Consider the following 13,743-nt stretch of genomic DNA (forward strand, 5'->3'; position numbering starts at 1 on the left):
CAATTTTTCACTGTTCACTGATTTAAACGACTTCAAAAGGAATCGCTAAAGTGGCAATTTCTGAAACTTTAACTTCCTTGTCTGTAGTGGCACTAGTACTTGAGCGATCGCTACTCAAATCATCTAGTAAATCACCAATTACCTCGACTGGTTCTCCTAACTCTACTGGGCCAGAACTACGATTTAATTCTGCTGCTAAAGCCACTAATGTTTTCACAGCTTTTTTGAGTGGAGAACGACTGACTATCACTAGTACTTCTCCTGTACCTTTATCTATTGCTTTGAGTTTCAGGTGTTGCGGATCGCCGATTGTGCGAGTTTCTTTTGGTGCGATTAATGTAGATTCTTCGGTGGCAGGCCATTGATAGGGAAAGACCACTACTAACCCACCTGTAGAATCTACCAGTAAACTTGTTAAGTAAACAGGAGTAGATTCGTGGTTAGTAACTTTAAACTGAAATAGTTTCGCAAGGGGTAATTTTTGAGAATATCTTTGTTGGAATTCACCGCGATTATTTTTACCTCTAACTGTGGATGTTTTAAACAGAGTTTGATTTGGTTGATCTACTAAATTCATTGACACTTCTACATCTAGTTGAGAAGATGTAGCATTTAAAGTTTTTTTGATGATTTCAACTGCCAAAAATGATTTGATGATTGGTTCTAAACGAGAAACAGCTGCTGGGACTGTTTCTCCAAGTTTGCCAAAAGATTGTGGTACAAATTCTAGCCCTTTAGTAAATAAACCAATACTGCCAACTGTGGGTAGATTAGGAATATTTTGGCGTTGCAATTGTTGCCGATAATCATCTGTTAATCGGCTCAATATATACTGCACCTGTGGAGGATAGGGTACGTTTCCTGATTTGGCGGCTACGGCTTCAACGCGGTTGATTTGGGAAAGTGCTTGTTTGGCTGCATTCGTTTCTGCTGCGAGGGAGGGATCTATGCCAATAGTTAACTTTAAAGTAGCCGGAACCACACGACTTGATTCTTGCAGCAGCATTCCTGGTTGCATAGATGCAATTCCCCCTGGTTGCAGTCTGGCTGTGGCAATTAAACCCTGGCGAGATTCTAATTTAACTTGTGCAGATGCTTGCCCTTTTTGATCAACTATTGTGAAAGTTGCCCCTTTGCCAAAGCTTTCCAGGCTTTCTGAGTCTACTCCACCTAGCCAGATGGTAGCTTGTTTGCCTTCTACCTTGGTAATTACGGCATCAGCAGGGGGTAATTTTTTGTTGATAAAATACACAGGCTGGCTTTGATCACCGTCTGCTAGGGGTTGTTGCGGAGTTTTTAATACCCTCAACCCAGAAGTTAATTGAGCGATCGCACTACCTACGTTACTTGTTTGTTGCCAAAGATATTGAGTCAATAAGTAAGTAAATGCACCAGCAAAAAACTCATCAAATGTAGCATCGGCTGCATCTTGATCACGTTGAGCGCCAGCCAAAACTACTCCTTTACGCGCTCCTGCACAGCGCCTTTTAGCAAATTCTTCGGGAGAAATTTGTAACTTATCTAACCAACGCTGTTGATAGGCTATTTCCTCGGAACTAGGCTTTAAATTATTACCTGGTACAGAACGAATTCTAAAATTACCACGAGTACCACCGCCAGAGTGACAACTATCCATCACAAAAGAAACATTATCTGTTTGTAATGCAGACATCAGCAAAAACAGAGTCCGTCCCATGATGTCTGGTACTAACTTATTTTGTCCATCCTCAGCAGTAACGATACTACTGTTCAAATCACTATTGAATTGCTGATTTGGACATAACTGCACAGGATTGGGGTCAAGCAACTGGGAACCATGACCGGAAAAATGAAAAACTACCACATCTGTCGGTTTAGCTTGCTTAATTAAATGTTCTTCAAACGCTGTTAATATATTGTTGCGGGTTGGTTGCTTATCAGAGGGGTCACTTGTCAACCTGAGAATATCACTTTTGTTAAAACCGAAACGGTGAATTAGTAGTTCCTGCTGTAACTCTACATCAGTAACGCATCCTTCTAAGTCGGTAAATCTTTGACTAGCCGGATACTGATTAATTCCCACCAACAAAGCTAGTTTCCGCGGAGTGCCTTGTGCTAAAACCTGGGCATAACGGTTTCCTTGTTGAACAATATCTAAATAGCTCAAACCGAGTGTAGTTAACGTTGAACCAGCAAATTGTAAAAAATGACGGCGTCGCATTATTAATATCGAATATTAAGCAATAATTTGTCAAAAACTAACCCAAATATCGGGGAATCTGAACTAAAAAGCCGAGTTTATTAACTTAGTGACTGTGATTATACATTTATTCCTTAAGACTGATGCATAAATAATCATGTATTTTTTTATTCAAAAGATCATGGGGCAAATCCAGATAAATTTATGCAGCGATCGCACTTTTGAGAACAAAAAATTTCTTCGTTATCTACACAATTATTTACATTAAAAATTTATTTATTTATACATCTATCATTAGATATAGAAATCCTAGCTAATTTGTAAGCATCGCAGAGCCTAGATCCCCGACTTTGCAAGAGTTGTCGGGGATCTTGTCTAGTACCAAAATCTCAATTTTCTCAAATAATGTCTCTTGAAGTTTTAATTCCTACTTACCTCAACGATTAGAAATTAAACAAACTCTGCGCCCCTTTGCGATCCTTTGCGTTTAAAAACACTAGGAATTAATGCAAACCAATACTTAGCCTGCGTCCGCCCTTTGTAATTATTACTACTCCAATAGAAACTTGCTACACATGTATGTGCGTACATCCAAACCTGGAAAATTACCACAATTTCATGAGTAAATCCATGATTAGAGCCGTCATGCTTCATTTCATTTTGAAATGAGTAGAGAATGATTTACAAATAAGCTATAAGAACGTAATATGTTTATGGAAAATTTTAATGATAGATTTTTTACTTTATAAATTTAGTATTTGCAAACAAAAATTATGCAAAGATTAAAGTGGTAATTTATATAACATAAACCTACTGAGTTGAGGAAAATTCAACTAAAAAAACTGAGTAAAAATAAATAATTTGTGGATTTTGGTAGATATGATTAAAATCCAAACAATTTTCAGTATACATTCAACCACAGTTAGTACATAGACAAAAATCTTTTACTTAGCAAGAATTATTACTATATATTCAGTAAAGCTCGAAACATTTTTAGTGTAGTGTGAATTTTTAGTGTAGTGTGAGAAGTGTTTCATGCAAACTCAAGACAGAGTGACCGCATCAAAACTCCCAGATGCGATCGCTGCTAGCCAGAACTACTTGCTTTCAATTCAAAATCCCCAAGGTTATTGGTGGGCTGAGTTAGAATCCAACGTCACCATCACTGCGGAAGTTGTGCTGCTGCATAAAATATGGGGAACGGACAAATCTAGACCCCTACAGAAAGTAGAGGCATATCTGCGTTCTCAACAAAGAGAACACGGAGGCTGGGAACTGTTTTACGATGATGGCGGAGAACTTAGTACTTCAGTAGAAGCGTACATGGCGTTGAGGCTCTTGGGTGTACCCCCAACCGACCCCGCCATGCTCAAGGCCAGAAAATTTATTCTAGAGCGAGGCGGTATCAGTCGGACTCGCATTTTTACAAAATTACACCTAGCGCTCATCGGTTGTTATAGCTGGCAGGGTATTCCGTCGTTACCACCTTGGGTAATGTTGCTGCCAGAGAACTTTTTCTTTAACATCTACGAAATGTCCAGCTGGGCTAGGTCAAGTACCGTGCCCTTGTTGATAGTATGCGATCGCAAACCAGTTTTTCCCATCGATCCAGCAATCAACTTGCACGAACTGTATGCAGAAGGCATAGAACAAGCCAAATATGAATTACCCCGTAGTGGTAACTGGACAGATATATTTCTTACCCTCGACTTTGGTTTCAAACTGGCTGAAAACCTAAATTTAGTGCCTTTTCGTGCCGAAGGTATCAAAGCCGCCGAGAAATGGATATTAGAACGGCAAGAAGCAACAGGTGACTGGGGCGGTATTATTCCTGCCATGCTCAATTCGCTACTGGCTTTGCGCTGTTTGGATTACGACGCCGCCGATCCAATAGTCGAACGAGGACTGCAAGCGATTGATAACTTTGCCATTGAAACAGCAGACACCTACCGAGTCCAACCCTGTGTTTCCCCAGTTTGGGATACAGCTTGGGTAATGAGAGCGCTTGTTGATTCTGGTTTCGCACCTGATCATCCTGCTGTAGTACGCTCAGCTGAATGGTTGTTAAATAAGCAAATTCTCGATTATGGCGATTGGGTAGTCAAAAATCGGCAAGGTAAACCGGGTGCATGGGCATTTGAATTTGACAATCGCTTTTATCCCGATGTCGATGATACTGCTGTCGTGGTGATGGCACTAAATCAAGTCAAGCTTCCCAATGAAAAGTTGAAACACCAAGCCATGCGCCGTGCTGTTGACTGGATTGCTTCTATGCAGTGTAAAGCAGGTGGTTGGGCTGCTTTTGATTTAGACAATGATCAGGATTGGCTGAATCTCATCCCCTATGGTGATCTCAAAGCCATGATTGACCCTAACACAGCTGATGTTACAGCCAGAGTGTTAGAAATGTTGGGTAGTTGTCATCTATCAATTGATAGATATAAGCAACAGCGAGCGATTACATATCTATTAAATGAGCAAGAACCTGAAGGTTGTTGGTTTGGTCGTTGGGGAGTCAATTACATCTACGGGACAAGTGGCGTATTGGCTGCCCTATCTTTAGTTGCCCCTCAAACTCATCGCTACAACATAGAACAGGGTGCTGCTTGGTTAATTAGTTGTCAAAACTCAGATGGCGGTTGGGGTGAGACTTGTCGTAGTTATGATGACCCGAGTCTGAAGGGGAAAGGACGTAGTACTGCCTCGCAGACAGCTTGGGCTTTAATCGGACTAATGGCAGCCGGTAGAGCAACTGGCAACTTTGCCAAAGCAGCAATTGAGCGGGGAATTGATTACTTACTAGTAACTCAACTGCCAAATGGTACTTGGGATGAAGCTGATTTTACAGGTACTGGTTTTCCTAGCCATTTTTATCTGAAGTATCACCTCTATCAACAATATTTTCCTTTAATAGCTCTAGGTCAATATCAAAAATTATTTGCTTGATCTGTTAGAGAGCAAAAATTTGGGTGACAATTGTTCGATTTGATGAAAAAATTGTTTTCCAAATGCTACGCTACGGGAACTCCTGTAGCGTACGTCCCTACTCTAAATCCGAGAAGCACTTTTTTTGTCAGCAAATTATGAACAAAAAATTACACAAGTTTAACCAATTTTTCAAAATAAACAGTTGCAAATAAAATTATTAAGTTTTAGTGAAAACCATCAGTCAAATCATAAAAGATTTACAAACTTCGGTATGGTAAAACACGAACACAGGTATGTAGAAATGGATTTAATGACAGATGCTTTAGAAATTTTAAAAGAAACTAGTCGGACTTTTTATATTCCAATTAGTCGTTTGCCGCGAGGATTACAAGAAGCGGTGGCATCAGCATATCTATGTATGCGGGCCATTGATGAAATTGAAGACCATCCCACACTAGATAACCAGACCAAAGCTAATATTTTGCGATCAATTAGCTTAACATTACAGGCAGCAGTTGATGGTTTCACTATCGATGCTTTCTCTAGGGAATTTAGCTCTCACGAAAAATTATTAGCAGAGGTAACTATCAGAATCAGGGAATGGGCGCTACTAGCACCTGAGACTATCGCTCCCCGAATTTGGGATGCAACTGGAGCAATGGCAGACAGGATGGCATACTGGGCAGAAAGAAATTGGAAAATTCATACAGAGTCTGATTTAGATCGCTATACTTTTGGGGTTGCGGGTGCGGTAGGGCTGTTACTTTCTGATTTGTGGACTTGGTATGATGGAACGCAGACTAACCGTACTTATGCAGTTGGATTTGGTAGAGGTCTACAGGCAGTTAACATTCTCCGTAACCATAAAGAAGATTTAACCCGTAACGTCAATTTTTTTCCAGATGGTTGGAGTGCAGACAATATGCAAGTGTATGCTCGTCGTAATCTAGCATTAGCAGAAGCTTATACCAAAGCCCTGAGTGCTGGCCCGACTTTAGACTTTTGCCAAATTCCCCTCAGTTTAGCTTATGGTACTCTCAATGCCCTTGCTGATGGTAGAGAGAAACTTAGTCGTAGTGATGTACTGGCACTGATTGAGCAGGTAACTAATCTCAGCAAATAGAAATTGATGAATTACGTAAGACTGTGAATTAACAAAGTCGCTAATAGATCATGGGAAACACCCAACATACCAATGAACAACCAACCACCCACGAAAGATCCATCTGTGTCATCTGGAGGACACTGCGCCCTTGGGGGTTCCAACAGTTGTAGCACGTGTCCGTTGTTTATCGGTGTGTATCGGCGGAAAGTTTGAGCTAGGGCTTGGGGCGTACTCTACCTTGAAGCCGCCCTACGGGCGTCTACAAAGCAGCGTCCTGGAGGGAACTTCAAAGCTTTCCAAGAGAGTGGTCGATTTCTAAAAAAACGATTTTTTACCAGACGCAATATTCCTTGCGTCTCCATATTAATTCACATCAGGCGTGAATTATGAGATTTTCAGCATTCATAATTTGTGAAGAATTTTTCTTCAGCATTTGGGCGATCGCATCACCAGGAACAGGACGACTAAAGTAGAATCCCTGACCTTCATGACACCCACGCTGTTGTAGTTCTGTGGCCATGATTTGTTGGCTGTGCAGTTCCTGCAACTGAGCATTGATCTCTGAGGAATAAAACTTGTATTGGCTACGTCCCTGTTGCTTTGCTTGATACAAGGCTATATGAGCCTGTTGTAAAAGTTGATCTACACCATTGCGATCGCTCAAATCATTAATTGTGATACCGATGCTAGTTGTGATCCGAATTGTGTTACCTGCAATTAGGAAGGGTTTTGCCAATGTGCTTTGTAGTAACTGAGATAGCTGAATGACACTCTCAAAAGAAGGAATGTTAGTTCGAGCGATCGCAAACTCATCTCCATTTAAATGAGCCAGAATATCTGTTTGAGCGACACAATTTGATAAACGCTGGCCCCAATGGCAGTGTGTCTTTTATTCACAATTAGTTAAAAATAATTTCAGCGCAAATAAATATTTTTAAGTTATATATCATACTTTTATATATTTTTTGCTCATAAAGCTTATTCCATGTTTATCTCTTAAAATAAGCTTTATAGACATTTTAAATGTTAAATAATCTACGTTTATTTACTTTTAAGAATGTAAAAAATTTAAAATTATTGTTGATTCATGCCAAAGGGTATCCCTGGGTATACCCTCACAACTTCCTCAAATTTTTACATTTAATTTATATCTAGCTACTTAATTTCAACTAGGTTTATGGCAAGAAGACGGACAATATTTCAGATAGCAGCAAAGCCGGAAAACCCTTTGCACCAGGGGAGAATATTGAAGCTGCGATCGCAGCACTCTTGGCGGCAAATGCCAAACTACCTGAGTCACGCTGCCAAAAAAGCATTTCCAAGACTTTCCCAATTATGTCATCGGCATTGGGTAAAGCTGAATATATCCAGATCGATAACTTGATGTGCTTTCAGCAGATAAGGGGGGAAAGCAACTCAAGAGTCAAAATTTTTGACTTTTGAATTTTGACTTGTTACCCCACCCACAAACAACTAACCACTAACCACTGTACAGACGTGCCATGGCACGTCTGGTACAACAACCAACAACCAACCAACAACTAACCACTAACCACCAATTGTTGTTTTTCAGGTAACTGAGTATACTCAGCCACAATTTTCCGGAATTGCTCTCCTTCTATTGTCTCTTGTTCTACTAACAAATCCACCAGTTGATGAATAACCTGCTGATTTTCTTGGATCAACTGTTTCGCTTTTTGGTAGCAATCGATAATCATCTCACGGACTTTCGCATCAATTTTGCCAGCAATTTCCTCAGAATATTCTGATTTTGTCATCCAATCGCGTCCTAAAAACACCTCACTATTTTGGCTTTCCAAAGAAAACTGTCCTAACTCAGACATGCCATACAGCGTCACCATCTGCCGAGCTATTGATGTCACATATCCTAGTTCCCTTTCAGCCTTTCTACCACCCGCAGTTTCGGCAGAACCAAAAATCACTTCCTCTGCGGCTCTACCTCCTAATACTGCTGTAATTTTGGCCAATAGCTGGCTGCGAGACAATAAAAAATGCTCTTCATTGGAAATAAACCAGGTCATTCCCAATTCTTGTCCTCGTCGAATCAACATGACTTTTTCTACTGGATCATGGTCTTTAAGGAGAGTTCCCACTAAAGCATGTCCTACTTCATGGTAAGCAACCAATCGCTTGATCTTGCTGTCTATCAAGGGGGTTCCTTCCATCCCTGCCACTACCCGAACTACGGCATCATCAATTTCTGTCATGGTGATAGCATCTTTATGCCTTCTGGCGGTGAGAATGGCAGCTTCGTTGAGCAGGTTAGCTAAGTCTGCGCCAGTAAAACCAGTCGTACGACGAGCGATCGCTTCTAAGGAAACACTTGAGTCAATTTTCTTATTCCGAGCATGAACTTTTAAAATTTCCAAACGCCCTTTAATATCCGGTACATCAACAATTACCTGGCGGTCAAATCTTCCGGGTCTGAGTAATGCTGCATCCAAAACATCTGGGCGGTTAGTGGCAGCAATAATAATAATGCCAGTGTTGCCTTCAAAACCATCCATCTCTGTCAGTAGTTGGTTGAGGGTTTGTTCCCGTTCATCATTACCACCACCAATACCCGTACCCCGTTGTCTACCAACGGCATCAATTTCATCAATAAATATTAAACAAGGGGCATTATCTTTGGCTTTTTTGAATAAGTCACGGACACGAGACGCACCCACACCGACAAACATTTCCACAAATTCAGAACCGGAAATGCTAAAGAAGGGAACGGCTGCTTCCCCAGCGATCGCTTTTGCTAATAAGGTTTTACCAGTACCTGGAGGCCCTACTAACAGGACTCCTTTGGGAATACGCGCCCCAACAGCAGTAAATTTTTCTGGCTGTTTGAGGAAGGTAACAACTTCTTGAAGTTCTTCTTTCGCTTCTTCAATACCAGCGACATCATCGAATTTGATACCAGTTTTAGCCTCCATTTGAAAGCGAGCTCTGGATTTACCAAAGTTCATGGCTTGGCTAGAAGCATTCGTAGAGCGGCGTAGGAACAGTAACATTAAAGCAACCAGTGGCAAAATCCACATGAGGTTGAGCAAAAGACCAACAGCAGCTCTACTGTTAGCAGAGGAAACCTCGTCAAACTCAACTTTTTTTGCTTTAAGTTGGGCAATCAACTCTGGGTTTTGATCCAAAAGCTTTACACGCAGAGGTTGGGCATTTTCTGTCCCCTTCAGATATACATCTGCTACCTTTTCGGTTTCATCTAAATCTACCCTGGCGACTTCTCCAGCTTCAATTTTTTGGAGCAGTTGACCATAGGTAAGAGTGTTGTTGTCCTGCTGCTGCTGTTGCTGCTGCTCTGCTTTTTGTGCCAAGGCAGGAGGAGTACCTTCCACAAATCCTGGCAAAATCATTAAACCAGCTACCAACGCCCCTGCCAAAGCTGTACGTTTTGTCGGTCGCTGTTTTTTTGACACCTTTTTCTCAAAACTTCTCATAAGAATTACCCTTTATCCGCTGCCACGATCTGAGCGCTGGTTTTGTATGGCTTTATTTTTAGAAAGAGTAGAAATAACCTTTTCTCACTCTAGTGTAGCTCTGACAAAAACCCATTCCCAAGTTTTTCTACTCATACTTGTAAACGTGAAATACCAACTACTAGTTCCAGGGTAAGCATCGCCCATAATTTTTGCAGAATCTTGATTTTATTTCGCTCAAGAGTAATTAACTTACTATTTAAAGCTTTTTCCAATTGGAATCAGACAGAAAAGTAATTTTTTTGACCAAAAATCAGCTCATCGGAGATTACTAATTCTTTTATCAAAAAATATTCCTTTCAACCGGAATTTGACAAGCCAGGTTATATATAGTTAAGATATATTCATAGTCGTAATGATTCCGTTTTGCAAAATATATCTTCAGGTAGTTTAGCTAACTTCAGAAGGGGTGTAGGAGTGTAAGGGTATGGGGAGTAATGTAGAGACGCGCTATTTGAAGCGTCTAGGAGTGTGAGGAGTGTGAGGAGTAGTAAGCAATCAACAACCAACAATTAACTACTAACTACTAATGTACAGACGCGATGTTCCTCGCGTCTCTACACACTAACCACTGTACAGACGTGCCATGGCACGTCTGGTACAACAACCAACAACTAACAACTAACAACTAACAACCAACAACTAACAACTAATTCTGGTGTGTGCAGTTCATGATCACTACTTATTGAAGTTAATTAGTAGCTGGATGATTGATTATGGTAAAAATAGTTGGCATTGGTGGCAGTTTAAGAGCAGACTCCTACAGTCAAATAGCCTTACGTTTGGCAGCCCAACGGGTAGAAGCTTTAGGTGCAGAAGTGGAAATACTGGATTTACGGGAAATGCAATTGCCGTTTTGTAACGGAGAACAGGAGTATCCAGATTATCCAGATGTGCAAAAGTTGCAATATGCTGTGAGTCGTGCTGATGGGTTAATTTTGGCGACACCAGAATATCACGGCAGTATCAGTGGTGTTTTAAAAAATGCCTTAGATTTGATGAGTTTTGAGCAGCTGTCTGGTAAGGTAACAGGATTAATTAGTGTGTTGGGAGGACAACCTAATAGCAACGCCTTGAATGATTTAAGAATCATTATGCGCTGGGTACACGGCTGGGTGATTCCCGAACAAATTGCTATTGGACAAGCGTGGAAAGCTTTCAGTCCTGAAGGGAAGTTGTTGGATGAAAAGCTTGCCCAAAGATTTGATCAGTTTGCTCAGAGTTTGGTGGATAATACCCGCAAGCTACGAGAAGTTGATTAGTTAGTAGGAAACTAGGTGGGTTGAGTTTCTCAACCCAACCTATATTTTATGAGCCAATCACATAGATATTGACTTTCGAGAAAAGGTAATTTTATCCACTGCAACCATTGACATAGGTTTCATCTCTCCAGTTTCTATATCCACTGAAAAAAGGAAATTAGTTCCTTCGTTTTTAGGATCAGCAAGCGCATAAACTTCTCCTGATGGAGAAAAGGTAAGGCTTAGTAAATCATTTTGCAAAGGCTGTTCATCAAACATCAATAGCGATAAGGTGACAATGTTTCCCTTACCAGTAATCATAGACCTGTTATCCAGGTCTAGCTGTACCAATCTTGTAATACCTTCTCTACGGAGAGTGGTAGCATAGATTCTTCCATCCGGACTTAGGGCAAGATTACTAAATCGTCTATCTGGTAATAATTCCGGCAGAGATAAATCAGAACCAGAAGAGACTTTGCCATTTTTTGGATTAATTATTATCATCTCAAAAGGAGGAATACCTCCATTTAGACTGACTATACCAATTAGTTTGTCGTCTTTCGTAGCCAGCAGATTTTCAATTGTACAATTAGATTTTTTTAATTCTGATATTTTTTTTGATTTAGAAGATTGATTATCAAAAAACAGCAGTTTATTATAATTTCCCTCTCTAGTTAATGCTGTACTTACAATAACAAATGTACCATTTGATAGGGCAGTTAAACCAGTTATTCGCTCAGTCGGTTCAGTGTATAAAGCCAAGCTGGTTGTCTCAGTTTTTATATCAGTTTTATCTACTTTTGTGGGGGGAATCTCTTTAAAGGTTTTAGGTGTAATTCGGCTAGTCATAGCCTGCCTACCAGTTGGTAAGTCTAAAGATACCAAGGAAATTGCTGGGGTAGTATTTGCGAAGTCAGTAGAGATTGTTTGACTTAGACTTTGCTTCTTGTTAAATTTTGCTCCGATGAGCAAGGCTGATCCATTGGCCAATGTCTTACCCCCACATTTGGCGATCGCTACTCATAATGCCAACTGACCAAATTGTTAACATTTGAATTTTTAGATCATAGATTGGCAAACTAAGTATATGGTAGTTTGACGGCAAGCAATGTTAATCTTTGCAAAATTGTAAGAGCGTGGGGGTGTGCATAAATAAGGTAGTAAAAAGACCTATAGACTATTGGCCATTATTGACAATGGAACGCCAGTTGCGTAACTCATGTAAATGTTAAGGCTTGTCCGCGTACTTGTGTATGCAGTTTGCCTTTTTCATAAACAATCTCACCACCGACAATAGTGTAAGCAGGCCATCCAGTGAGATTCCAACCTTCAAAAGGACTCCAACCACATTTACTTAAGATTTCTTCACGTAAAACTGGACGGTAAGTTTGTAAATCGACAAGCACCAAATCGGCATCATAACCAGGTGCGATCGCTCCTTTGTTAGGAATACCATAGGCTTTGGCGACAGCAGTAGACATCCAATTGACAACTTGGGCAACACTACATCGCCCCTGGGCTGTGGCTGTTAACATTAAAGGTAAAGAAGTTTCTACCCCTGGCATTCCAGAGGGACTATTGGGGTAAGGTTGCGCTTTTTCTTCTAAGGTGTGGGGTGCGTGATCGGTAGCAATAAAATCAATCACGCCATCATGCAAAGCTTGCCAGAGTACTTCGTTATCGTGGGGCGATCGCAAAGGTGGATTCATCTGGGCCAATGTGCCAATCTTTTCATAGGCACTAGTATTCAAAAATAAATGTTGTGGTGTTACTTCCGCTGTCACCCAACTAGGTTTGTGTTGACGCAGTAACTCTGCTTCCTCAGCCGTAGACATATGTAAAATATGCAGACGACGCTGATATTTTTCTGACAGTTTTAATACCTGCTGCGTTGCTAAGAGTGCTGCCTGATTATCTTGGATTTGAGAATGAACAGCGACGTCATGAATACCAGCAAATTCTTGGCGTCTTTGGTTAATTCTCGCTTGATCTTCAGCGTGGACGGCAATTAAGCGTTTTCCTTTGGCAAATATCGCCTCCAAAACCTCTTGCTGATCGACAAGCAACTGGCCATGCATCGATCCCATAAAAATTTTGATCCCTGGAGTGGGATTTGCCAACAGCAAGTCCGGCAAAATTTCTGCTGTTGCACCTATAAAAAAGCCATAGTTAACTAGGCATTTATTCTGGGCGCGTTGCAATTTATCATCAAGTGCTTGCTGGGTAGTTGTGAGAGGACGCGTATTTGGCATTTCCAAAAAAGAGGTGACTCCGCCTTTGGCACACGCACAAGTCGCAGTAAACAAATCCTCTTTGTGTTCCAATCCTGGTTCACGGAAGTGTACCTGTGGATCAATGACTCCTGGCAACAAAATTAACCCTTCTGCGTCAATTTCTCTGATCGCTGTTTGGTCGGTGGATATTTCTGGTGCGACTTCGACAATGAAGCGATCGCGCGTCAGCACATCCCCAATCATGAATTCTCCATCGGGTAAGATTATCCGAGCGCGCCGAATTAGTAAACTAGTGGAAGATGACATGGATGTTCAACTGTTAAAGCAAGAGCGATTTTTAACTAAATTCCCTTTGGGAGTAGGGTGTAGGGGTGTATGTGAGTAAGAGTGTAAGGAAAAAAATCAAATTTATGAATAACAACATTATGTGGAATTCACCTATACCCTGATACCCTTACACGCTTATACCCTTATACCCTTATACCCTTATACCCTTAATGAGGAACCATAATCCTTTAGGTTAAACTGAATAAGATTGTTAGCCATTAATTTT

General features: G+C 40.8%; 8 protein-coding genes and 1 pseudogene. 3 read left to right on the forward strand and 6 right to left on the reverse strand.

The window, feature by feature from the left end:
• Nucleotides 1-22 precede the first annotated feature (22 nt).
• On the reverse strand, nt 23-2,200 hold the full coding sequence (locus UYI_RS0118725; RefSeq protein ID WP_016868192.1) for a caspase family protein: 2,178 nt from the start codon (nt 2,198-2,200) through the stop codon (nt 23-25).
• Nucleotides 2,201-3,214: 1,014 nt separating this feature from the next.
• On the opposite strand from UYI_RS0118725, the gene shc reads away from it, so the two are divergent.
• Complete coding sequence (gene shc, locus UYI_RS0118735) at nt 3,215-5,125, forward strand: squalene--hopene cyclase (protein WP_016868194.1); 1,911 nt, start codon at nt 3,215-3,217, stop codon at nt 5,123-5,125.
• A gap of 283 nt (nt 5,126-5,408) precedes the next feature.
• Entirely contained in the window at nt 5,409-6,230 is an 822-nt protein-coding gene (locus UYI_RS0118740) for a squalene/phytoene synthase family protein (RefSeq protein ID WP_016868195.1), read from the forward strand.
• A gap of 520 nt (nt 6,231-6,750) precedes the next feature.
• On the opposite strand, the pseudogene UYI_RS39055 reads toward UYI_RS0118740, so the two are convergent.
• The 3 genes and pseudogenes from UYI_RS39055 to ftsH all read right to left on the reverse strand — a co-directional run.
• Nucleotides 6,751-7,080, reverse strand: a pseudogene (locus UYI_RS39055) (diguanylate cyclase domain-containing protein); the annotation flags it as partial.
• Nucleotides 7,081-7,387: 307 nt separating this feature from the next.
• Nucleotides 7,388-7,528, reverse strand: coding sequence for a hypothetical protein (locus UYI_RS36955; RefSeq protein ID WP_157226367.1), 141 nt, complete (start codon nt 7,526-7,528; stop codon nt 7,388-7,390).
• A 225-nt stretch (nt 7,529-7,753) separates the two neighbouring features.
• The gene (ftsH, locus tag UYI_RS0118750) at nt 7,754-9,676 is read right to left on the reverse strand and encodes an ATP-dependent zinc metalloprotease FtsH (protein ID WP_016868197.1); all 1,923 of its coding nucleotides are present in this window, start codon (nt 9,674-9,676) and stop codon (nt 7,754-7,756) included.
• A gap of 755 nt (nt 9,677-10,431) precedes the next feature.
• Between ftsH and UYI_RS0118755 the strand changes: the two genes are divergently transcribed.
• Entirely contained in the window at nt 10,432-10,977 is a 546-nt protein-coding gene (locus UYI_RS0118755; RefSeq protein WP_016868198.1) for an NADPH-dependent FMN reductase, read from the forward strand.
• Between the two features lie 57 nt (nt 10,978-11,034).
• Here the strand turns inward: UYI_RS0118755 and UYI_RS0118760 are convergent, their stop codons facing one another.
• Nucleotides 11,035-11,805 (reverse strand): hypothetical protein, encoded by a 771-nt coding sequence (locus UYI_RS0118760; protein ID WP_235147970.1) that lies wholly within the window; start codon nt 11,803-11,805, stop codon nt 11,035-11,037.
• A 368-nt stretch (nt 11,806-12,173) separates the two neighbouring features.
• Nucleotides 12,174-13,496, reverse strand: coding sequence for a dihydroorotase (locus UYI_RS0118765; protein WP_016868200.1), 1,323 nt, complete (start codon nt 13,494-13,496; stop codon nt 12,174-12,176).
• Nucleotides 13,497-13,743 lie beyond the last annotated feature (247 nt).

It is taken from the genome of Fischerella muscicola PCC 7414, assembly GCF_000317205.1.
In the GTDB taxonomy this organism is placed as follows: Bacteria; Cyanobacteriota; Cyanobacteriia; order Cyanobacteriales; family Nostocaceae; genus Fischerella; species Fischerella muscicola.

Excerpts from the sequence above, each read along its gene's own strand:
- UYI_RS36955 (WP_157226367.1), bottom strand. The coding sequence starts at position 7,528 with ATGCTTTTTTGGCAGCGTGACTCAGGTAGTTTGGCATTTGCCGCCAAG.
- shc (WP_016868194.1), top strand. The coding sequence starts at position 3,215 with ATGCAAACTCAAGACAGAGTGACCGCATCAAAACTCCCAGATGCGATC.
- UYI_RS0118765 (WP_016868200.1), bottom strand. The coding sequence starts at position 13,496 with ATGTCATCTTCCACTAGTTTACTAATTCGGCGCGCTCGGATAATCTTA.
- UYI_RS0118760 (WP_235147970.1), bottom strand. The coding sequence starts at position 11,805 with ATGACTAGCCGAATTACACCTAAAACCTTTAAAGAGATTCCCCCCACA.
- UYI_RS0118740 (WP_016868195.1), top strand. The coding sequence starts at position 5,409 with ATGGATTTAATGACAGATGCTTTAGAAATTTTAAAAGAAACTAGTCGG.
- UYI_RS0118755 (WP_016868198.1), top strand. The coding sequence starts at position 10,432 with ATGGTAAAAATAGTTGGCATTGGTGGCAGTTTAAGAGCAGACTCCTAC.
- UYI_RS0118725 (WP_016868192.1), bottom strand. The coding sequence starts at position 2,200 with ATGCGACGCCGTCATTTTTTACAATTTGCTGGTTCAACGTTAACTACA.
- ftsH (WP_016868197.1), bottom strand. The coding sequence starts at position 9,676 with ATGAGAAGTTTTGAGAAAAAGGTGTCAAAAAAACAGCGACCGACAAAA.